23 protein-coding genes and 1 tRNA gene are annotated in these 21,421 nt (G+C 55.2%); 11 read left to right on the top strand and 13 right to left on the bottom strand.

Going from position 1 to position 21,421, the window contains the following annotated elements:
- Positions 1-324: 324 nt before the first annotated feature.
- The gene (gene map / locus RCA23_RS01720) at positions 325-1,134 is read right to left on the bottom strand and encodes a type I methionyl aminopeptidase (RefSeq protein WP_044048777.1); all 810 of its coding nucleotides are present in this window, start codon (positions 1,132-1,134) and stop codon (positions 325-327) included.
- A 76-nt stretch (positions 1,135-1,210) separates the two neighbouring features.
- Positions 1,211-1,933, bottom strand: coding sequence for a DNA/RNA nuclease SfsA (gene sfsA, locus RCA23_RS01715; RefSeq protein WP_044048776.1), 723 nt, complete (start codon positions 1,931-1,933; stop codon positions 1,211-1,213).
- 45 nt (positions 1,934-1,978) lie between these two features.
- Here sfsA and RCA23_RS01710 point away from each other — a divergent pair, with 45 nt between their 5' ends.
- The 4 genes from RCA23_RS01710 to RCA23_RS01695 are packed head-to-tail and all read left to right on the top strand — an operon-like array spanning position 1,979 to position 4,899.
- The gene (locus RCA23_RS01710) at positions 1,979-2,701 is read left to right on the top strand and encodes a competence/damage-inducible protein A (protein WP_044048775.1); all 723 of its coding nucleotides are present in this window, start codon (positions 1,979-1,981) and stop codon (positions 2,699-2,701) included.
- Positions 2,698-3,423, top strand: coding sequence for a GNAT family N-acetyltransferase (locus RCA23_RS01705; protein WP_044048774.1), 726 nt, complete (start codon positions 2,698-2,700; stop codon positions 3,421-3,423). The genes RCA23_RS01710 and RCA23_RS01705 overlap by 4 nt, the downstream gene beginning before the upstream one ends.
- The gene (locus RCA23_RS01700) at positions 3,420-3,986 is read left to right on the top strand and encodes a peroxidase-related enzyme (RefSeq protein ID WP_044048773.1); all 567 of its coding nucleotides are present in this window, start codon (positions 3,420-3,422) and stop codon (positions 3,984-3,986) included. Before RCA23_RS01705 ends, RCA23_RS01700 begins: the two co-directional genes overlap by 4 nt.
- A gap of 7 nt (positions 3,987-3,993) precedes the next feature.
- On the top strand, positions 3,994-4,899 hold the full coding sequence (locus RCA23_RS01695; protein WP_044048772.1) for an OmpA family protein: 906 nt from the start codon (positions 3,994-3,996) through the stop codon (positions 4,897-4,899).
- A 2-nt stretch (positions 4,900-4,901) separates the two neighbouring features.
- Here the strand turns inward: RCA23_RS01695 and RCA23_RS01690 are convergent, their stop codons facing one another.
- The 4 genes from RCA23_RS01690 to ilvD all read right to left on the bottom strand — a co-directional run bounded on the left by RCA23_RS01690 (position 4,902) and on the right by ilvD (position 8,534).
- Positions 4,902-5,249, bottom strand: coding sequence for a hypothetical protein (locus RCA23_RS01690; protein ID WP_044048771.1), 348 nt, complete (start codon positions 5,247-5,249; stop codon positions 4,902-4,904).
- 17 nt (positions 5,250-5,266) lie between these two features.
- Positions 5,267-6,046, bottom strand: a complete 780-nt coding sequence (locus RCA23_RS01685; RefSeq protein WP_044048770.1) for a DUF6478 family protein — start codon at positions 6,044-6,046, stop codon at positions 5,267-5,269.
- A 175-nt stretch (positions 6,047-6,221) separates the two neighbouring features.
- Positions 6,222-6,665, bottom strand: coding sequence for a hypothetical protein (locus RCA23_RS01680; protein ID WP_044048769.1), 444 nt, complete (start codon positions 6,663-6,665; stop codon positions 6,222-6,224).
- A gap of 135 nt (positions 6,666-6,800) precedes the next feature.
- On the bottom strand, positions 6,801-8,534 hold the full coding sequence (gene ilvD / locus RCA23_RS01675; RefSeq protein WP_044048768.1) for a dihydroxy-acid dehydratase: 1,734 nt from the start codon (positions 8,532-8,534) through the stop codon (positions 6,801-6,803).
- A 136-nt stretch (positions 8,535-8,670) separates the two neighbouring features.
- Between ilvD and RCA23_RS01670 the strand changes: the two genes are divergently transcribed.
- From RCA23_RS01670 to RCA23_RS01660, 3 genes are all read left to right on the top strand, one after another.
- Positions 8,671-9,552 carry a CPBP family glutamic-type intramembrane protease gene (locus RCA23_RS01670; RefSeq protein WP_044051179.1) on the top strand — a complete coding sequence of 294 codons (882 nt, stop codon included), beginning with the start codon at positions 8,671-8,673 and terminating at the stop codon, positions 9,550-9,552.
- Positions 9,553-9,615: 63 nt separating this feature from the next.
- Positions 9,616-10,536 (top strand): acetyl-CoA carboxylase, carboxyltransferase subunit beta, encoded by a 921-nt coding sequence (gene accD / locus RCA23_RS01665; protein ID WP_044048767.1) that lies wholly within the window; start codon positions 9,616-9,618, stop codon positions 10,534-10,536.
- On the top strand, positions 10,533-11,816 hold the full coding sequence (locus RCA23_RS01660) for a bifunctional folylpolyglutamate synthase/dihydrofolate synthase (protein ID WP_044048766.1): 1,284 nt from the start codon (positions 10,533-10,535) through the stop codon (positions 11,814-11,816). The genes accD and RCA23_RS01660 overlap by 4 nt, the downstream gene beginning before the upstream one ends.
- Here RCA23_RS01660 and zapE read toward each other — a convergent pair.
- Positions 11,813-12,868 (bottom strand): cell division protein ZapE, encoded by a 1,056-nt coding sequence (gene zapE, locus RCA23_RS01655; protein WP_044048765.1) that lies wholly within the window; start codon positions 12,866-12,868, stop codon positions 11,813-11,815. The two genes, RCA23_RS01660 and zapE, sit on opposite strands and share 4 nt — an antisense overlap.
- 92 nt (positions 12,869-12,960) lie before the next feature.
- Here zapE and RCA23_RS01650 point away from each other — a divergent pair, with 92 nt between their 5' ends.
- Positions 12,961-14,217 (top strand): MFS transporter, encoded by a 1,257-nt coding sequence (locus RCA23_RS01650; protein WP_044048764.1) that lies wholly within the window; start codon positions 12,961-12,963, stop codon positions 14,215-14,217.
- On the opposite strand, the gene RCA23_RS01645 is transcribed toward RCA23_RS01650, so the two are convergent.
- From RCA23_RS01645 to RCA23_RS01620, 6 genes are all read right to left on the bottom strand, one after another.
- A complete protein-coding gene (locus RCA23_RS01645; protein WP_052376973.1) occupies positions 14,212-15,141 on the bottom strand; it encodes an XdhC family protein in 930 nt (309 codons plus the stop codon). The genes RCA23_RS01650 and RCA23_RS01645 overlap by 6 nt on opposite strands.
- Entirely contained in the window at positions 15,131-15,583 is a 453-nt protein-coding gene (locus RCA23_RS01640; RefSeq protein ID WP_044048763.1) for an SRPBCC family protein, read from the bottom strand. The genes RCA23_RS01645 and RCA23_RS01640 overlap by 11 nt, the downstream gene beginning before the upstream one ends.
- Before the next feature lie 276 nt (positions 15,584-15,859).
- Positions 15,860-16,504: a LysE family translocator gene (locus RCA23_RS01635; protein WP_044048762.1), complete on the bottom strand. Its 645-nt coding sequence runs from the start codon at positions 16,502-16,504 to the stop codon at positions 15,860-15,862.
- Between the two features lie 3 nt (positions 16,505-16,507).
- Positions 16,508-17,566, bottom strand: a complete 1,059-nt coding sequence (locus tag RCA23_RS01630; protein WP_081870858.1) for an isopenicillin N synthase family dioxygenase — start codon at positions 17,564-17,566, stop codon at positions 16,508-16,510.
- 92 nt (positions 17,567-17,658) lie between these two features.
- A complete protein-coding gene (locus tag RCA23_RS15885; protein WP_052376972.1) occupies positions 17,659-18,996 on the bottom strand; it encodes an ATP-binding protein in 1,338 nt (445 codons plus the stop codon).
- Between the two features lie 311 nt (positions 18,997-19,307).
- Positions 19,308-19,382, bottom strand: a tRNA-Thr gene (locus tag RCA23_RS01620).
- Positions 19,383-19,519: 137 nt separating this feature from the next.
- On the opposite strand from RCA23_RS01620, the gene RCA23_RS16370 reads away from it, so the two are divergent.
- Genes RCA23_RS16370 through RCA23_RS01610 form a run of 3 tightly spaced genes read left to right on the top strand, consistent with a single transcriptional unit; the run spans position 19,520 to position 21,393 of the window.
- Entirely contained in the window at positions 19,520-19,669 is a 150-nt protein-coding gene (locus RCA23_RS16370; RefSeq protein ID WP_169701303.1) for a hypothetical protein, read from the top strand.
- Positions 19,670-20,938: a UDP-N-acetylglucosamine 1-carboxyvinyltransferase gene (gene murA, locus RCA23_RS01615; protein ID WP_044048761.1), complete on the top strand. Its 1,269-nt coding sequence runs from the start codon at positions 19,670-19,672 to the stop codon at positions 20,936-20,938.
- Positions 20,935-21,393 (top strand): DUF2948 family protein, encoded by a 459-nt coding sequence (locus tag RCA23_RS01610; protein ID WP_044048760.1) that lies wholly within the window; start codon positions 20,935-20,937, stop codon positions 21,391-21,393. The genes murA and RCA23_RS01610 overlap by 4 nt, the downstream gene beginning before the upstream one ends.
- Positions 21,394-21,421 lie beyond the last annotated feature (28 nt).

Below are 21,421 nucleotides of genomic sequence, written 5' to 3'. Positions count from 1 at the left end.
CCATACGGCGCGCGCTGAAGCCAAGCCAGCGCTCGAAGGGCGCTGGGATCCAACCAATGACGGACCGGCCCTAGAGGCGCCAAAGCCCAAAGGCCGCAAATCAAAAGGCCAGGCGTCTGACCAGGCGCAGGGACCCGTTGGCAATGGCGGACGCCCGCAGCGTGGTCCTTCAGGCGCCAAATTCGCCGGTAAACCAAAGGGGCGCGGCGGCAAGCCAAAGGGCAAACCAAACATGGGCGGCAACGCAAAACCAAGACGCCCACAAGCCTAGGGCGCTGATCTGTCACATATCTGGGCTACATAGGGGATAACCCCTATGTAGACCTAGCCGTAAGTTGGGTGAAAAAGACCCTTTGGCGACAGTGTAAAAATTTCCACGCCCCTCTCAGTCACGCCCACCGAATGCTCAAATTGCGCAGATAGCGATTTGTCACGGGTCACAGCGGTCCAATCATCAGCCAGAACCTTCGTTTCGGGCCGTCCGAGATTGACCATCGGCTCAATGGTAAAGAACATGCCCTCTTCCAAAACAGGACCCGTGCCGGCACGGCCATAATGCAAGACATTGGGCGGCGCGTGAAACACTTGCCCCAAGCCGTGACCACAGAAGTCTTTGACCACGCTCATGCGATGGGCTTCCACATAGGTTTGAATGGCATGACCGATATCGCCAAAGGTATTGCCGGGTTTGACCGCCTCAATCCCTTTGAACAAAGCGTCATGGGTCACTTGGATTAACCGTTCGGATTTGCGCGGCAGTTTTCCAGCCACATACATCCGGCTGGTGTCCCCATACCAACCATCGACGATCACGGTCACATCAATGTTGAGAATATCGCCATCTTTGATGCGCTTGTCCCCGGGAATTCCATGGCAGACCACATGATTGACCGAAATACAGCTGGCGTGCAAATAGCCCTTATAGCCAATCGTGGCCGAGATTGCCCCATGCGCGGTCACCATATCGGTGATGACCCGGTCAATCTCGCCCGTGGTTTGTCCAACGGTGATATAGGGGATGATGTCATCCAAAATGGTCGCTGCGACGCGGCCAGCCTTTTTCATGCCCGCAAAGTCACCGGGCTCATAAATTCGGATACCATCTTTGGTCAGTCGTCCACGGGCTGAGGTCACGTGAATGCTCCTAAATCAAATCTTCATCCTGTATAGGCCAAGGCCAATCACTCGGCCAGACCATGACAGGAAAAATTCACCCCTGCCCCGGCGCGGGCAAATCAAGCGGTAACGCCCGCTCAAGAGTGATTTGCTCATGGCTCACCGCACAGCTGTAGCACAGCATCTCAACCCCACGCTGCAGGGCGCGTTTGCACGCCTCCGCGTAGGCTGGATCCAAATCTTCCGCCAGGCGGAACCGTGCGCAGCCCGTGTGCTGAACACAGTAGATCAGCACCGCAAGATGACCCGCCTCCGCCATATCGCCCAGAACGCCCAAATGTTTTAGCCCGCGCGCCGTGACGGTATCGGGAAACTCAGCCCAATCTCCGCTGCGCCAAAGATGCACATTCTTCACCTCAACATAGGCCTCCGGCAAAGCTGGCGCGCTGAGCAAGAAATCCACTCGCGAGTTTGCCCCATATTTCTGCTCGGGCCGGATGGTGTCATACTCTGCAAGTTCCGCGATTTTTTGGTCGCGCAGGGCCTCATGAATGATTTTATTCGGCAAGCTTGTGTCAATCCCAACCCATGCACCGGTGTCCAGTTGCGCCACCCGCCAGCCAAATTTGAGCTTTTTCTTGGGATCATCATTGGGCTCAAGCCAAACACGCAGGCCCGGTTCCTTGAGGCCAATCATGGCGCCAGGATTGGCACAATGAGCGGTCACCTGCCGACCATCATCCAAAATTACGTCGGCTAAAAAGCGTTTATAACGTTTGATCAGCCGACCTGGCACAAGAGGGGTTTGAAAGCGCATAGAGCAGGCCTATACCTAACAGATATTCGAACGCAAGGATGCCCAATGCCAAATCCAACAGCCGCGATGCTCGTCATTGGCGATGAAATTTTGTCTGGACGGACCCGCGATGCCAATATGTATCATCTGGCCGGCCAACTGACCAGGCAGGGCATTGATCTCAAAGAAGTGCGTGTGGTGAGCGATGATCCAGAGGCGATTGTGAGTGCGACGCGCGCCCTTAGCACCGCCTATACCCATGTGTTCACCAGCGGCGGCATTGGCCCCACGCATGATGACATCACCGCCGATTGCATTGCCGCTGCCTTCGGCGTCTCAATAGGCGTGCGCGCCGATGCCCGCGCCATTCTGCAAGCCCATTATGACGCCAATGGCCAAGAGCTCAATGACGCACGTCTGCGCATGGCACGGATCCCAGACGGGGCGTGCCTGATCGACAATCCGGTGAGCAAAGCGCCCGGTTTTACGTTGCAAAATGTGCATGTGATGGCGGGAGTGCCCTCAATTTTTCAGGCCATGCTTGCCAGCATTCTTCCCAGCCTCACCGGGGGCAAGCCATTGCTCAGTGTCACCTATCGGGTCGATCGCGGCGAGGGGGATATCGCGGCACCGCTTGGCGCCTTGGCCGCTGCTTTCCCGCAGTTATCCATCGGCTGCTATCCATTCCAAAAAGACGGGCTATTTGGCGCGAATATCGTCATGCGCGGCACAGATGACAGCCAGCTGCAAAAAGCAATGACAGCATTAAAGGGCGAATTTCCGCAATGACCCTGCCCTCTGCTCAGCGATTGTATCAAGCCACAAACACCACTTGGCCCGCGCGCAGGACCCGCCAAGAGGCCGGCTGGGAGATTCGCGATGGGGCGGGTGGCGGCAAGCGCGTGTCAGCTGTCACATTGGCCCAAAAAGAACTGCCCGATATTGATTGGATCGAAGCCACCCTAACGGAGCAGGGGCAAGAGCATCTGTTTATGATCCGCGACGGCGATGAAGCCCTCGACGCATCACTTGCAGCCCGCGGCTATGAGATCATCGACCCGGTGACCCTTTATCTTTGTGAGACCGCGCATCTGCAGCCCGCGTCCCTGCCTCGGGCGCAAAGCTATTGCATTTGGGAGCCCTTGCACATCATGCGTGAAATTTGGGCCGCGGGCGGCATTCAGGAGCCGCGCATCGCTCTGATGCACCGGGTGCAGACGCCAAAGACCGCCCTGCTCGCCCGCAGCGGAGACACGCCCGCCGGGGTGGGATTTCTGGCGCTTGATGGCGAGATTGCAATGCTGCATGCGGTTGAGGTCCTGCCATCCTACCGCCGCAGGGGCGTGGCAAAAAAACTGATGGCACAGGCTGCAAAATGGGCGGAAGATCACGGCGCAAAATACATGGCCCTGATGACCACCCGCGACAATCAAGCCGCCAATGGTCTTTACAGCTCTTTGGGAATGCGTCCCGTCGGGCATTATCATTACCGCATAAAGGACACAGCATGACCTCTTCTCCCACCGCTTTGGACCTGCCCATGGTTTCACCGTTACCTGAAGCCACGCAAAAATATTTTGACATCTGCCAAGACAAGCTGGGCATGGTGCCGAATGTGTTGCAAGCCTATGCTTTTGACATCGATAAATTAAATGCGTTCACCACGCTCTACAATGATGTCATGTTGGCAGACAGCGGCCTGTCGAAACTGGAACGGGAGATGATTGCCGTGGTCGTGTCCTCGATAAACAAATGCTTTTATTGCCTCACCGCCCATGGGGCAGCGGTCCGCGCCCTATCCGGAGATCCTATCTTGGGAGAGCAATTGGTGATGAATTACCGGACCGCCGATTTGGATGCCCGGCAAAAAGCCATGCTTGATTTCGCCGCCCTAATGACCGAAAGCAGCCAGCACATAGAAGAAGCAGACCGCGCCGCCCTGCGCGCTGTGGGGTTTTCGGACCGCGATATTTGGGATATTTCAGCGGTGGCGGGATTTTTTAACATGACCAACCGGATTGCCAGCGCCACCGATATGCGCCCAAATGCTCAATACCACGCACAACACCGTTAGGACCCAGATGCTACGCCGCTTCGCCCTCTTGCTGCTCCTTCCATGTCAAGCTCAAGCACTTGAGCTGGACATGCCCATCGGTCTGGTGCAAAGCAGCCAAACTGAGCAGAGCTTGGCGACCCTGAATGTACCCACCGGCGTTTGGAATGGCTCCGAGGTGCCCAGCGTCACCCTCACAGGACAGGTCACAAAAACCACATTTCAGTCCAGCGAGATCCGAAAACCCGATGCGGTGGCGGCTGCAATTTGGCCACAACTGGACGCACAGGGCTATGACTTGGCCTTGCAATGCGCAGATCAAACCTGCGGCGGTTATGATTTCCGCTTTACCCTGCCGGTCGTGCCTCCCCCGCACATGTTTGTGGATCTTGGCGACTATGTCTTTTTATCTGGACTAAAGGACGGCACCCAGGGCCTATGGCTATTGATCAGCCGTTCTTTGGGTCAAACCCATGTGCAACTCACCCAGGTCAGACCAGCGGACGTACCGCCGATTGAGCTGTCTTCGGCATCGCTGACATCAGCCAGCGGCGTCTTGGAGACAGATCTCATCGCCACCGGGCGTTATGTGCTTGCAGATCTCACGTTCGACGCGGGATCGGCACGGTTGGACAAGGCGAGTTTCGCCTCGCTACAGGCACTCGGTGACTATTTGATACGCCACAGCGATCAATCCATCGCCCTCGTAGGTCACACGGATTCCAGCGGATCACATGAGGCCAATCTTGATCTGTCCAAACAAAGAGCCGAGGCGGTGCGGACAATGTTGCTCGATCAATTCCCTCTGATTTCGCCAACACGGGTGGGTTGTGAAGGGATCGGATATTTCTCACCCTTGGCCAGCAACGCCGCGCCAGAGGACCGCGAGATCAATCGGCGAGTCGAAGTGATCTTGGTGCCGACGCGCCCCTAGTTTCACGCCAACCCGCGCCGCACAACAGTTTTGAGCAGATCCAATTCCGCCCGCAACCGCGCGATTTCAGCACGTAAATCACCGGCCAATACTTCACCTGCGATCACCGTGAAATCACCGATTTTCTCACCCGTCTCCAAAGAGATGAGACAGCTGTGAACACCGTCAGACAGCATCTCAAGCGGCAGGGGGAGCTCCAAGCTCCAAATATTACCCGAAATGGGCGTCACGGACATATCCGCAATCTCAACCCCTTGGTAGGTCGCGATCACATTTGGCGCATCCGCGCTGCCTTCCAGCCGCCCTGACCAAATCCCATTTCTCAGCTCACAATGCGTGAGTTTACTCATGTTGCGGTCCTTTTCAATTAAATCTCAACCCGCGGTCGCTTGCTAAACGCCAGATCTACAAGTGAAATGCGGTTAAAATTCGGGGTCTCAAACACCAGATCCAGCCAAATTTTTTCCACGCGGTTCACATTGATTTTCAGATGTTCAGGATCAAACTCCAATCCAAACTCCGTATTGCTGAGGTCATGCACCTGAATGAGTTGCTCAGTATTGGGCCCGTGTTTGATGTTCAAGCGCACCGTAAATCCCGTTGGACGCTCCGCAACGATTGCCCCGGACAGACCAATCAACTCGTCTTTGGCAAAAGTCTGGTACAGCTCATCGGGCAGATCAATGGCGAGGGACAGAAAACTGCCCTCAAATTGAAACAGCTCCAAAGCCACCCCATAGGGTGCGAAGGCTTCTGACATGTCGTTGCGAAATTGCTGTGTAATAACTGCGCAATCCGCGTCATCAAAAAATACTTTGGTATTTAACTCAAGGCGCGCGCCGCTTTGGGGAACGGGGCCGGCCGCCGAGGGGCATGGCGCGGCCCAGAGCTCGGGGCGCCACGACCAAAGCATATTGGAGCCATGCCGATATGCCTTGGACCCACGCAGCCTGTGGTGCAATTCATCATTGATGCGGGGCAAGACGTCACCCAGCTCGCGCTGAAGCGCCAAGGCCTCGCGCCGCTGCTGACGGAGCTTAGCGGTCTTCTCCCCCGCAGCGCGCTGCAGGCGATTGCGCCAAAACTTAAGGTATACAGCCGATAGTGCCCGCCCTAAATAGCCAAAATAAATCAATTCAATGCCCAAAGTACTTCACAATATACTCCTGCTTATAGGGGAGGCAGGCGCGGAATTCTACAAATAGTTAAATATTATTCTGTTAAATTTACAGACTATTTACGACTCCTGCATATACTCGTCGAGGACGAAGGAAGAGCTGCGGGACAGCGGTGTTGACGTCACGTTTGGCTGTGCTGGCGGTTTACTTCGCTGGGTTTTCTGCGGTGAGCGTCGCTTGAGCAAAGGCGCGGAGGAGCTCTTCACCGTCAATTCCTGAAACGCTCGGGCCCAGTCCAGAATAGACCCCTAAGACCACCAGCTGATCTGCGACATTCACAAAGGCTTTCCAGCCCCGCGCGCCAAGATAGCCCGGGCGCGACCGATCTGTGAGCTCGACATAAAGCGCATTGCGGCTTCGTTTTACCACGTGAATCGACACGTCGTCGGCTTTTTCGCTCGCCGCAAGCCACCCTTTGCCCGCGTCCTTGCGGATAAATCCTGCGAGCGCCTGTAAATCACTTTTCGCACCAGCCGCTGCACCCGTTAAAAGATGTGCATAAGTGGGGTCGAACGCATCACTGCCGCGCAGCCTGACGCAGCTGGCAAAGACCACCGCACCGCGCGCCCGCTGCGGCCATCGCGGCAATAGCCTTTCGGCGCCCCAATTGTGAGCCCGCTGGGCAAGGATACGCGAGCACCGGGAGCGCCGGCGGGTTGTGTGTTTTCAAATAGATATGTTTGGCAGCCAGCCAGTGCAAAAATGCCAGCTGCCAAAAGAAGCTTAGAGATCAAAATACGCGTGACGCTCTGCTTTGCCGCCGGGATGGGTCACCGCCCCTTGGTAGGTTGGACCCACCAATTGCGAATATTTCCAAAGCGCGCCGCTGGCGTAGATGGTCTCACGCGGGCCTTTCCAATTGGCTTTGCGTTCGGCCAATTCTTCGTCGGTCAAATCAACATTCAGCTCACCAGAAATAGCATTGATCGTGACCACGTCACCCGTTTCAATCAAAGCGATCGGGCCACCGGCCGCCGCCTCAGGCCCCACGTGACCCACACAAAAACCGCGTGTCGCGCCGGAGAACCGCCCATCGGTGATGAGGGCAACTTTTTTGCCCATGCCTTGGCCAGAAAGCGCCGCTGTGGTGGAGAGCATTTCACGCATGCCGGGGCCCCCTGATGGGCCTTCATTGCGGATCACCAAGACCTCACCTTCTTCATAGGCACGCTCTTTCACAGCTTCAAAAGCGTCTTCTTCGCACTCAAACACCCGAGCAGGACCTGTGAAAATCTGATGCTGTGCGGCGATGCCCGCCACTTTCACAATAGCGCCTTCCGGAGCAAGATTGCCTTTGAGGCCCACAACGCCACCCGTTTTTGTGATGGGGGTTTCGACCGGATAGATCACCCGGCCATCGGCTTCACGTTCGATCAAGTCCAGCTCTTCGCCCATGGAGCGCCCGGTGGCGGTCATGCAATCTTCGTGCATCAAACCCGCTTTGCGCAGCTCCTTCATCACAACCGGAACACCACCAACCTCAAAGAGGTCTTTGGCGACATATTGCCCGCCAGGCTTCAAATCGACAAAATAGGGCGTATCGCGGAAAATGTCACAGACATCATCAAGATAAAATTCCAAGCCTGCCTCATGGGCAATTGCTGGCAGGTGCAAGCCGGCGTTGGTCGACCCGCCCGTACAGGCCACAACCCGCGCCGCATTCTCCAAAGATTTCAATGTCACGATATCGCGGGCGCGAATGTTTTTCTCCAGCAAGTTCATCACCGCTTCACCGGAGGCAACAGCATATTGGTCGCGCGATTCGTAAGGTGCTGGGGCGCCTGTGGAGTTTGGCAAGGCCAGGCCAATCGCTTCAGAGACACAGGCCATTGTATTGGCCGTAAACTGTCCACCGCAGGCACCTGCTGAGGGGCAAGCCACTGCTTCCAGTTTTTCAAGCTCACAGGTTGAAAGTTGACCGGCTTGGTGCTGGCCCACGGCTTCAAACACATCTTGAACCGTCACGTCTTTGCCGTTCATCGTACCGGGCAGGATGGATCCGCCATAGACAAAAACCGATGGCACATTGAGCCGCACCATGGCCATCATCATACCTGGCAAGGATTTGTCGCAACCGGCAAGACCGACCAGCGCGTCATAGCAATGCCCGCGCACGGTCAGCTCAACGGAATCGGCAATCGCCTCGCGGCTGGCCAAGGAGGAGCGCATCCCCTCATGACCCATAGCAATGCCATCCGTCACGGTGATTGTGGTAAACTCCCGCGGGGTTCCGGCGGCATGTTTCACACCGATCTTAGCGGCCTGAGCCTGGCGGTTGAGCGAAATATTACAAGGAGCTGCCTCGTTCCAACAGGTGGCGACGCCCACAAAAGGCTGTGCGATTTCTTCGGCGGTCATGCCCATCGCATAATAAAAGGAGCGGTGCGGCGCACGCGCGGGACCGACCGACACATGTCGGCTGGGCAGATTGGATTTATCGAAGGCAGGCTTATTCATTGCAGGACCCTTTATATATAGCTTTGCGGTTGTTTAAGCGCTTCACGAGCTTGGGACAAGGGTGAAGGTCAGCCAAGTTTTGCGCATAATTGCGTTTCACGCTGGCCAGCACAGCGCGCGCGCAGTATCTTATCTTATGTCTTACGAACCCTATGAAGCCCTCATCGCCCCGGCACGGGCAAAGGCGAGCCTTCTGAGGCTCATCCTCGGACTTGTGATCACAGCCCTACTCTACATGCTGCTCGTAAGTCTCAGTTGGCAGGTGCTTTTGTCTGTTATGGGTGAGGCTTGGTTTGAGCAAACCCTGCAACTGCCTGGCCCCAGCAGCCCAAGTCAAATGTTTGTCATATTGGGCAGTTTCGTGTTCATGACTGCTGCCGTCAGTTTCACGGTCTGGAGCCTGCATCACCACAGCCCGCTTTTGCTCATCGGCGATTTCGCCCGCGCAAGAGGGCAATTTTTCAGAACCATAGGCAGTTTATTCGTTATGGCCACGGTCGTGGCTGTCATCGCAAGTTATGGCACCACGTTCGTGCAAAACCTCCCGCTCAGCCAATGGCTCGGCCTGCTGCCCCTCACATTAGCGTTCCTGCTCATTCAGGTCAGTGCCGAAGAATTGGTATTTCGCGGATATTTGCAAAGCCAATTGGCAGCGCTTGGCCTGCATCGATTTATCTGGATCATGATCCCTTCGGCAATTTTTGGCCTTTTGCATTATGATCCCGCCGTCATGGGGGCGGCGGCGCCATGGATCGTTCTGTCGACAACCCTCTTTGGTGTGATCGCCGCCGACCTCACCGCGCGCAGTGGCACGCTGGGCCCGGCCATTGCGTTTCATTTTGTTTGGAACTTCTATGCCATTGTTCTCTGTGGGTTTCCAGACTACCTCGGAGGGCTGGCGTTTTTTACCTATGATTTTTCAATCATGGATGAGGAGCGGTTGATCTCACTCATGCCATATGATGCTGCCTTCCTCCTGCTGGCCTATCTCACTGTCCGCATCGCACTGCGCAGGTGAGTTGCAATTTTGCCCGTAGATGATTAACTGACCCCAAGTCGTATAAAACAGGAAACACACCCGTTGAATTGGATTTCTAATTACGTCAGGCCAAAGATTAATTCGCTGTTTTCACGCCGCGAAGTTCCCGAAAATCTTTGGACCAAATGCGCCGAATGCGGCACGATGTTGTTTCACCGCGAGCTGTCGGAGAATTTGAACGTCTGCACCCATTGCGATCACCATATGGGCATCAGCCCGCGCGCGCGCATGGAAGCTTTGTTTGACGGTGGCATCTTTGTTGAAGTGGATGTGCCAAAACCCATCACCGACCCGCTGCATTTCCGCGATCAAAAGAAATATCCCGACCGAATGAGAGCCGCGCAAAAGAAAACCGGCGAGGCAGAAGCCATGCTGGTCGTGGAAGGCGAAATGGGCCGCACAGGCATTGTCGCCGCGTGCCAGGATTTTGCTTTCATGGGTGGATCTATGGGCATGTATGTTGGAAACGCCATCATCGCCGCAGCCCAGCGCGCAGTTGAGCTCAAACGCCCGCTGATATTGTTCTCAGCTGCCGGCGGCGCGCGGATGCAGGAGGGGATTTTGTCCTTGATGCAAATGCCCCGCACCACCGTTGCCGTGCAAATGCTCAAAGAGGCTGGCCTTCCCTATATCGTCGTACTGACCCACCCGACCACAGGCGGGGTCACGGCCTCCTATGCGATGTTGGGTGATGTGCATATCGCCGAGCCCAATGCATTGATCTGCTTTGCAGGCCAAAGGGTCATTGAACAAACCATTCGTGAAAAATTACCCGAAGGGTTCCAGCGTGCTGAATATCTGCTGGATCACGGGATGTTGGACCGGGTGACACATCGCACCCATATGCGCGATGAATTGATCACCATCACCCGGATGCTGTTGAAACAATCCCCTGCTATCAAAGGGGATTTGCCGAAACCCTCGGCCGATGAGCCCTCTGCCGAAACGAATAGCGCGAAATGACATCAAGAAATTCTGACATCATCCTCGAGCGGATGATGGCCCTTCATCCTAAGGTCATTGATTTGACTTTGGACCGGGTGTGGCGGCTTCTGCGTGCTTTGGGCAATCCGCAAGATCGGCTGCCAAGCGTCATTCATCTGGCCGGCACCAATGGCAAAGGCAGCACGCAGGCCATGATCCGCGCAGGTCTCGAAGGGGCGGGGCGAACTGTTCATGCCTATACCTCGCCGCATCTCGCGAAATTCCATGAACGCATCCGCATTGCCGGTGAATTGATCAGCGAAGCGGCGCTCACAGAGCTGCTTGATCGCTGCTACAGCGCCAATGGCGGTGAGACGATCACCTATTTTGAAATTACCACATGCGCGGCATTGCAGGGCTTTGCCGAACATGCGGCAGATTATACCTTGCTGGAAACCGGCATGGGGGGGCGTTTGGATGTGACCAATGTGGTCGACAAGCCGGCGGCCTGTGTCCTCACACCCATTGATCTCGATCACCAACAATTCCTTGGCGACACGCTGGCCAAGATTGCCTTTGAAAAAGCGGGCATCCTAAAGCGCGGCGTCACCGCCATTGTGGGGCCGCAACCAGAGGAAGCCCTCGAGGTGATCGAACGTCAGGCGGCCAAAATTGGCGCAGATTTGCGCATCCATGGGCAGCATTGGCATGTCACCACCGAAGCGGGGCGCTTGGTCTATCAAGACGAAACCGGGCTTTTGGATCTGCCCCTGCCCTGCCTACCAGGTCCGCATCAAATACAAAACGCCGGCGCGGCCATCGCCACCCTTCGGCATCTTGGACAGGGCGAGGACGCCTGCACCGCGGCCATGTTGCAAGCCTATTGGCCCGCACGCATGCAACGGTTGCGCCAAGGCCGGCTCATAGACAGCCTTCCCGGCCATGAGATTTGGCTCGATGGCGGGCATAATCCCGCAGCCGGACGCGCCATTGCCGCCACTCTCGCCACCCTGCCCAAACGCGACACCCATATCATCTGCGGCATGCTCAATACCAAAGATGTGACAGGGTTTTTAGCGCCCATTGCAGCGCATTGCGCCTCGCTCACCACCGTGACGATTCCAAATGAAATCAACGCGGTTTCCAGTGCGGATCTGGCTGAAGTGGGCCGGAGCTGTGCCATTCCCTCCCGCGAGGCAAGCGATGTGCACGCAGCCGTTCAGGACCTGTCCCAAAGCCACCCGCAGGCGCGAATTTTGATCTGCGGATCACTGTATCTGGCAGGGCATGTCTTGCGCGAGAATGACGCGGGCCCCTAGCCTCGCCCCCATCCATCAGCCTGCATTTCGACCAAGCGCGAGGCGGTGCGTTCAAATTCAAAACTGCCTGTGCCACTGGGATAGAGCGCCTCTGGCATGGCCGCGGCAGAGGCGATAAACCCAATTTGCGCTTCATAGACCGCATCAATGAGCGTAACAAAGCGTTTGGCCTCGCTGGCATTTGCGCGCCCGAGCAATGGGATATCATCGAGCATCAGAACCTTGGCCTCTCTTACCAAAGCGAGATAATCCGCCGCCCCCAAGGCGGCACCACAGAGCTGTGCAAAAGACATTCGGGCAATTCCATTGCGAAATTCTGGAACCATCACCCGGCGGGATTTCACCTCAAGGGCAAAGGCTTGCCCCGGCCCCCCGGCCAGATCCATCCAGATTTGATCCATACGAGCCCGCGCAGCCGCGTCGTTGGGCGTAAAATAACAGCCCTGCCCCGCCATCCTGTCTTGGCGATAATCCGTAGGAGAGGCCAGCTCATGCACCACCATTTTTTGTTGCAACAGCGCGATGAAGGGCAAAAAAAGTTGCCGGTTTAACCCGTTTTTATAGAGATCATCCGGGTGACGGTTTGACGTGGCAACAATGACAATGCCCGCCGAAAAGAGCGCTTCGAACAAACGCCCCACCAGCATCGCATCGGTGATATCGGTGATTTGCATCTCATCAAACGCCAGACAGCGGATGCCGCTGGCCATCTCTTCGGCCACCGGTTGAATGGCATCCACTGCGCCTTGCGCCTTGGCCCGGGCGATCCCGGCATGAACCTCTTGCATAAATCCATGAAAATGCACGCGCCGGACAGAGGGGCCAAGACTGCGGGCAAACATATCCATCAGCATCGACTTACCGCGCCCCACACCGCCCCAAAGGTAGATCCCATCGGGCGCTGGCGCGGCCTTGCGAAACCACCCCCGTTTGCGCGGTTGGCTCAGCGCGAGCCGCAATCGCTCAAGCTCGTACAGCGCGGCTTCCTGCGCCGGGTCATGCTGGAACGCTCCAGAGGCGACGGCGTTTTGATAGGTGTCAGGCAAATTCATGCCCCTCCAATAGCTGCGCGCCGCGCCGGGTGCAATCGCGCGCCCATCGCTATTGCTCTTGCGAATACCATTTTACGCAGTACGGTCCGAGCATGAAATCAACTTCCCTCGTCACCCCCGTTTTAATCGCCGGCTGCATTATTGTGATGTTGAGCTTTGCGGTGCGCGCCTCCTTTGGTATTTTCCAAATTCCAGTGGCGGAGGAATTCGGCTGGCTGCGCACAGAGTTTTCCATGGCTATTGCCATTCAGAACTTGTTTTGGGGGATAGGTCAGCCCATTTTTGGGGCGATTGCAGAAAAGGTAACCGATCGCAAAGCCATTACGCTGGGCGGCCTGGTCTATGCGCTCGGGTTGATTCTATCGTCCTATGCGGTCACCCCCGGCGCAATGCAGGCCTATGGAATTTTGGTTGGCTTCGGCATCGCCGGTACAGGCTTTGGTGTGATTTTGGCCGTGGTGGGTCGAGCGGCCTCTGATGAGCACAGATCCATGGCACTGGCCATCGCCACCGCCGCCGGCTCAGCCGGACAGGTGATCGGCGCGCCTTTGGCAGAATATCTGCTGGGTTTCATGTCGTGGCAGCATGTTTTCATCACCTTCGCGGCTGTTATCATAGGCTCGCTGATCTTCTTGCCGATGATGAAGACCGAGCGCGTGGCCAGTAAGTCCGAACTGGAGGAAAGCATCGGTGAGGTGTTGATCAAGGCGTTCAAGGACCCAAGCTACACGCTAATTTTTCTGGGCTTCTTTTCCTGTGGCTATCAATTGGCCTTCATCACCGCACATTTCCCGGCCTTCGTCACCGAACTCTGCGGCCCCATCATGCCCGGTGGTGCGCTCTATTCCGTAGGTATCACCACCACCTCCCGCCTTAGCGCGCTAGCCATTTCTTTGATCGGACTGGCCAATATCGTCGGCACGCTTGCTGCCGGCTATCTGGGGAAACACTATTCAAAAAAATACCTCTTGGCGGGGATCTATTTGGCCCGGACGATTGTTGCGGCACTTTTTATCGCCCTGCCCATCACACCGATCTCTGTGATTTTATTTTCAGTGGCCATGGGGTCTCTCTGGCTGGCCACAGTGCCCCTAACCTCAGGCTTGGTCGCCCATATTTATGGGTTGCGCTATATGGGCACGCTTTACGGAATTGTCTTTTTCTCCCACCAGCTCGGCAGTTTCCTTGGGGTTTGGCTGGGGGGCAAGATGTATGACATCTATGGCACCTATACAGTTGTTTGGTGGTTTGGGGTGGGCGTGGGTCTGTTCAGCGCCATCGTACACCTGCCCATCAAAGAACGCGCCCTGCCACTCAATTCTACCAATCGGGCCACATCGGTTTTATGATGAGGACGAGCGGACCTGCGATGGTGGCAGTTTCGCAGTGATTTCAGCCAGCGCTGATACAGCAATCAGCGAGGCATTGCGCAGCGAGGGCACCAAGCCAATTGGTCCTTGGATTTGAGCACAGTCTGCCGCGCTCAACCCAACATGTCTGAGCCGCTCGATCCGCATGGCGTGGGTTTTGCGGCTGCCCAAAGCGCCAATGAAAAAGGGATGCTGCCGCGCCGCCTGCATCAAAATAGCCTGCTCCCATTCATGATCGTGAAAGACGAGAAGCACCGCCGAATATGAGTCTATCGGCAATTCAATCGCAGCCTTCGGTGTGGTCATAGACTGGCGTGTTGCCGGGTTCAGCTCCTCCAAGCTGGCAAGATCCTCAAGATCAGGGGAAGCAAGATGCAGCTCAAAATCCATATGCGCCGCCAGCTGGGCGGTGGTGCGTAAAATTGCCCCCCGGCCGGCAAGGATCAACGCAGGTTTTGGCGCATATTCGATCTGCACAGGCCCGTCGCGACCCGCAAAAGATAGCACAGTTTTCTGGCGACCGAGTAGGCGCGCCAAAGCCGCTTCAAGCGCGGCTATATCTGGCGCCGGATCAATCACCAGCTCCAAAGCGCCACCGCAGGGCAGTTTGAGATCCAAATAGGGCGAGCCTGCGCCATAGCGCAGATGTTTGAGCTGACCGGTGTCAATCGCGGCTAGGCCGTGATTGATGATATCGCGATCAATACAGCCATTGGAGAGGTACCCAATCATGTCTCCCCTGCCACTGATAACGGCCAAAGAGCCAAGCTCCCGCGCCGCGCCGCCTTCAATATTCAGACTGGTCACAAGGGCGCATGGGTCACCTGAGTGCAGCAAATTAAGGGTGGCGGCTAGAATATCCTGCGCATGTTCGGCATAAAGGATTCGCCCTTCAGCCGGCATTCTCGCCCCCAACCTGTTCGGCAAAACTGCTGAAGAACTTCGCTGCAAGTTTTTTCGCAGTGCCCTGAACCAACCGGCTGCCCAATTGCGCCAATTTACCGCCAATTTCAGCCTTGGCTGTATAGCGCAGCAGCGTACCTTCCGGATGGGCTTCCAAATGCACTTCTGCCCCGCCTTTGGCATAACCGGCCGCGCCGCCATTGCCCGCGCCTGTCAATGAAAACCGAGCCGGCGGTGCATCGGGGCTTAAGGTCACGGTGCCGCTAAATTTCGCTTTTACCGGGCCGACTTTCAGCACGACCTTGGCCTCCAATTCCGTATCAGAATGTTTGACCAACTCCTCGCAGCCAGGAATACAATGCTTCAAAATGTCCACATCATTCAATGCAGCATAAACCACGTCCTGCGGCGCATTGATGATGATGTCGTCTTTCAATTCCATTACTGTCACCCCACTGTTAACCACACATCACTATAATCAAAGCCCATACTGCAGCCGCCTGATCACGGGTTATACGAGCCACCAATGCCCGCAGGGCACTTGCGGCCCCTGTCTCACCCTGTGCAAGACTTTGTTAACCTTTGGTGTGCGCGTTGTGAACGAAATTGTCAAACCGCGTGATCCAAAAGACCTCTGCATAGGCAAGGCGCGCCCATCTGACCGACAGGCGCGTCAAGCGAGGTTTCAATGGCGGCCCCATGGGTTAGGGCGCAACACTTAGATAAATTGCAGATGCAAATTCACAGCAATGGCCATCAACAAGAGCCCAGAAAGCCAGGCCATAATCAGCCGCGCACGGGTGTTTTCATTGATGGATTTGGTCACAGTGCGCCCCAGTAATGCCATGACAATATCCGACGGAATAGCGGTCAGCGGCACCAAAATACCTAAGATCAACAACTGTGCTTGTACACTGGCCTCCCCCGCGCCTGCAGAGACAAAGGGCGGGAGGAACAGCGCGAAAAACAATACGGTTTTGGGATTCAAAAGCTCCACCCAGACCCCCTGCCAGACTATGGAGGAAAACGACAGGTTCTCCACAGCATGGACTTTTAGGATAACTTTGGAGCTCTTACTGGCGTTTAGTATCATCCCCGCCCCCAGCCAAATGAGATAGGCTGATCCTGCGTAGCGCAATGTGACCACAATCCACTCATAGCGTTCAAATATCGCGGCAAGGCCAAGTGCTGTGGCCACAGCCAATAAAATGCCCCCAAGACTGAGCCCCAAAGCAGAGGCCAGCCCCGCATAGCGATTTTGGCCCATACTGCGCGATAGAACATAAAGCATGGAGGGGCCGGGCGTGGCACTCAAGGCAAATCCCGCTAGTGCTACAGCTAAGATTGTTTCAATAGGTGGCATTTCTTAACTCTTTTTCTTGTTCAAGCGTTGTTCAAAGGGGTTTTGGATCGGGTTCATCTGCGCGGCCCTTCGGCTCGCTTTCAGTCGCCTCAGATAAGGAAAGTCTCGCATCAACATGCGCTCCAAGTGGGCACCGGCCATAAAGGGCTGATAAAGCTCCGGGCGCTCTTCGTTCACAAGCGCATCAAAGGGTTGAATGATCGTGCTATAATTTGCCGCGACGAAATAGGGCAGCGAGAACCGTTCCGGGCTGAGGTTGAGCACCCGATGCGGTGTTGAAAGCAACAACCCGTTGCTCCATGCTTCCAGCATATCGCCGATATTGACAACGAGCGCCGCAGGATCCACCGGAACATCCATCCAAGTGTCATCCTTGCGGAGAACCTGAAGCCCTTGATTTCGGGTGTGCAGAAGGGTCAAACATTCATAATCAGTATGGGCCCCCATATTAACCGATTGATGATCCTTGATATGCGGCTGACGCACATAATGCAGCAGTCTGAGCTGTGAAATGGGCTTGGTCATATGCTGTGTCATCGTGCCCGGAGCAAGTTTGAGGTGCATCTCTAAGGCACCGCAAATGATCCGACCCAAAGCCGAAATTTCATTGTAATATTGCGAAACCGTTTCTTGAAACCCTGGCACGTCGGGCCAAACATTCGGCCCGAGCAAACGGTTACCGGCAAGATAATCGGGATCATCCGCCGGCAGATCCAGCCCCAGATCAAAGGCCTCATAGCTTCGGTTCACCTCATCGGCATAATCCCCCTTTTCTGTGAAGGGAACGTAGCCACGGTGGTTTGAACTCTTGCCGATGTAATAGTCCAATTTCTGTGCGTCGCGCTGCGCAAAAAAGCGCCGCCCGGCTTCATATGTGGCCTCAATGAGATCCAGATCAATGCCGTGGTCACAAATTCTAAAAAACCCAAAATTGCGCGCCGCCTGTCCAATTTCTTCGGCAACTTCCAATTTACGGTTCTGGTCATCACCACGTAAATCACGGACACTGATCAATGGAATTTTTTCAGTGCTGCGCAACGATCCGTCCGTTTCAATGTTCATTTAACTTCCCCGATCTCTGTGTAACACCTTGTTAACCTTTATTCGTTAACAAGGTGTTAACCGTTACAGCTGCACGGGAAGAAACGAACCGGCTAGGATGTGGGAAAGTAAAGCTCGAAAGTTGCGCCCTGCGACACTTCAGGCTTGGCAATCACCGCGCCGCCAGATTGTTGCATGAAGCCCAAAACCATCGACAGCCCAAGCCCCGTTCCGGCTCCGACAGGTTTCGTCGTGAAGAACGGGTCAAAAATTTGATCCAATGCCTCCGGCGGGATGCCCTCGCCCTCGTCACTGACGGTCAGCTTAACGTAAGATCCTGGAACAATATTCTTTGAAAGACTCTCGTTATCGGCAACCCCATGCTGGATATTTTCAGTTTTGATATACAACGTCCCGCCATGTGGCATAGCATCTCGGGCGTTAATCATGAGATTCACAAGCGCAATTTCTGCCGCCGTGGGATCCACTTGCACAGGTAAGATATCCTCCACCAAATCCATCTGGATATCCCCTGGCAATCTCTGCCGATTTTGTGCGCAGATGGTCGTGATCATTGTGTTCAAATTGGTCCTGACCGGCCGCAAATGCATCCGTTGCGAGAAGGCGAGCAGGTCTTGAATAAGCTTGGCAGCCCGGCCGGCCGCTGTGCGGGCTTCATCCAAATATTCTTGCCGCTGCGCCTCATTTTCCGCCAATCCGACAAACTCCAGATTGCCGGAAATGACGGTTAAAAGATTATTAAAATCATGGGCAAACCCACCGGTGAGTTGCCCAACAGCCTCCATTTTGCGAACATTGAAAAATTCCGCCTCAAGCGCAGTGCGGTTCTGGATTTCCTCAGAGAGCTGCCTATGAGATTCCTTCAATGCAAGATATTGTGAATGCGATCGATCCACCTCAGCCAACAGTTCCAACTTCGCGGAGGTCATTGCCGCCACCGTGGTCAGAACCTCCAAATCGGCCGCATCAAACGCCCCTATTTCCGGGTGTTCGCTGTCAATCACGCCAACAACCCGCCCGTGTGACACCAAAGGCACGCAGATTTCAGATCGTGCAGGTTCGGAGTCCGCGATATAGGTCTGATCTTTCAGCAAATCATCGATGATGACCGCCGTTTTACTTTGCGCAACCCCCCCGGTAATCCCCTGACCAAATGGGATTTTCAGCGGATTCAAAATCTCCCGATCATGGGGATTTTTCGCACCCAACGCCGCCACCTGGATCAACTCAGTTCCGGCCTCATCCGCTTTATAAATCACGCAGTCCAAAAACTGGAGCCGCCCGACCACATTTTGCGCCACATACCAAAACAACTCATCTTCATCTGGCAGTGTGATCACATCCACCGCAAATGTATTCAGAGTTTTCAGGGTCAAAACATCTCCACCCTTATGGGCGGGGGGATTTTGTGCGCTTTCAAAATTATTCATTAATAAAATTCTCTATAAAAACCATTACTTAAACGCTATATATACCCATTTCTAGAGTATAGATAAAATTTTAACCTTTTTCATTTCACGCGACACGCTACGAAAACCAATGCCGTTTTATCGTATCAATACTAAAATATCATTTATATCCGATACTTAAAGGATCAGTCTATAGATAGCGTGATTTATTTGTCAACAAAAGCACCGCAACTCTCCCGTGCGATCGCATGTACAATATTACAATACGATCCCTTCACGCAGATCCAACGCCGCGCATTTCGACCGAAAGGCATATTGAACATAAAGAAGGATGGTGCTGTGAGAGAGGATTGAACTCTCGACCTCACCCTTACCAAGGGTGTGCTCTGCCACTGAGCTACCACAGCATCTGATGGGCGATTTAGACAGTCTTGGGCCCGGGCGCAAGTCCAAGAATGGGCAAAATCTGCAGAATATCGCCCGAAGCCCCGGCAAAGCGTTCCGGCGGCTGGACCGCGCGCAAAGCTTGAGTTAAGCCATCGAAATGGCAGACAAACACAAATCGACCCCTAAGTCAGCCCAGTCTGAGCGTGAAGCGCGCTTGAAGGCGGCACTGAAGGCGAATATGGGCCGCCGTAAGGCGCAGGCGCGGGCGCGGGCTCGCGACGATGGAACCGACAAAAAGGACAGCTGAATGGATTCGATTTTGGTAACTGGCGGCAATGCGCTGCATGGAGAAATCCCCATTGCTGGCGCAAAAAACGCCTGCCTGACCTTGATGCCCGCCACGTTACTCAGTGAAGAGCCCATCACTTTGACCAATGCGCCACGCTTATCGGACATTAAAACCATGGGCGCTCTGCTTGAGAGCCTGGGGACAGAAGTCACCTCCATGCAGGATGGCAAGGTTTTAACCATGTCTTCCCACAGCCTCGACAATTTGACGGCCGACTATGATATTGTGCGCAAAATGCGCGCATCTATTCTCGTACTCGGGCCAATGTTGGCGCGCGCGGGGCAAGCGGTCGTCTCTTTACCCGGCGGATGTGCCATTGGCGCGCGCCCGGTTGACCTGCACCTCAAGGCAATGGAGGCGCTGGGGGCGCAGATTGAGTTGCGCGACGGCTATGTCCACGCAAAAGCGCCGAAGGGTTTGAAAGGCGCGACCATCGAATTTCCCTTCGTCTCTGTGGGTGCCACGGAAAATGCGCTTTTGGCCGCAACACTGGCTAAAGGCACGACCGTATTGAAACAGGCGGCGCGTGAACCTGAAATTGTTGATCTCGCCGAATGCCTGATTGCTATGGGCGCACAGATTGACGGTCATGGCACCTCTACCATCACCATCGCGGGGGTGGACCGGCTGCATGGGGCCACCCATCCGGTTGTGACAGACCGAATTGAGCTTGGCACCTATATGCTGGCCCCGGCAATAACCGGCGGCGAAGTGGAATGTCTTGGTGGAAAAATTGAACTTCTGGCCGCGTTTTGTGAGAAATTGGACGAAGCTGGTATTAGCATTGAGCAAACTCAGCGGGGCCTCAAAGTGAAACGCACAAATGCAGATATCAAAGCCATCAACGTGACCACTGAACCCTTTCCGGGCTTTCCAACGGATTTACAAGCCCAGATGATGGCATTGCTTTGCACGGCCAAGGGGACCTCTGTTTTAGAAGAGAAAATATTTGAAAATCGCTTCATGCATGCGCCCGAACTCAGCCGTATGGGCGCGCAGATTGAGGTGAATGGTGGCATGGCGACGGTCACCGGCGTGGAGCGCCTAAAAGGGGCACCAGTTATGGCCACGGATCTGCGCGCCTCAGTCTCTTTGATCCTGGCCGGCCTTGCAGCTGAAGGCGAGACCCTGGTGAACCGCGTCTATCATCTTGACCGTGGCTATGAGCGGGTGGAAGAAAAACTTGGCAATTGTGGCGCTAAAATTGAGCGGATCACAGGCCAATGAGTGATGCCCGCTTTGAAGACGGTATGGACAAGCCTTTACGCTTGATCGCCTTTGATGCGGAAGATCTCCAAGTGCTCTCTGCCATGACCCAAGATGCAGTCTGGCCCGCGGCGCAGATGGTCCGGCACACCAAAGAGCGTCGTTTTGCAGTGCTGCTCAACCGCTTTCGCTGGGAGGCGCGTGGCACCTCCCAGGCCGAACGCGTGCAATCTGTTCTGAGCTTTGAGGATGTTAAAGCGGTTCAAACCCAAGGGTTCGACCGCACAGATCCAGATCTGATCCTAAGCTTGCTCAGCATCACATTCACCCCGGCGACGGATGGAACAGGCGCTTGCCTGCTCACTTTGGCGGGCGATGGCGCGATACGGCTTGAGGTGGAAGCGCTGGAAGCCGGCCTGCGGGATGTAACGCGTCCCTATGCCTCTCCCACCAACCGCGCGCCCAGCCACGATTAACCCACACAGATCGGCTTGAGGCTTGGGC

The organism is Planktomarina temperata RCA23 (genome assembly GCF_000738435.1).
In the GTDB taxonomy this organism is placed as follows: Bacteria; Pseudomonadota; Alphaproteobacteria; order Rhodobacterales; family Rhodobacteraceae; genus Planktomarina; species Planktomarina temperata.
This window is presented reverse-complemented; position numbering and strand designations above follow the sequence as displayed.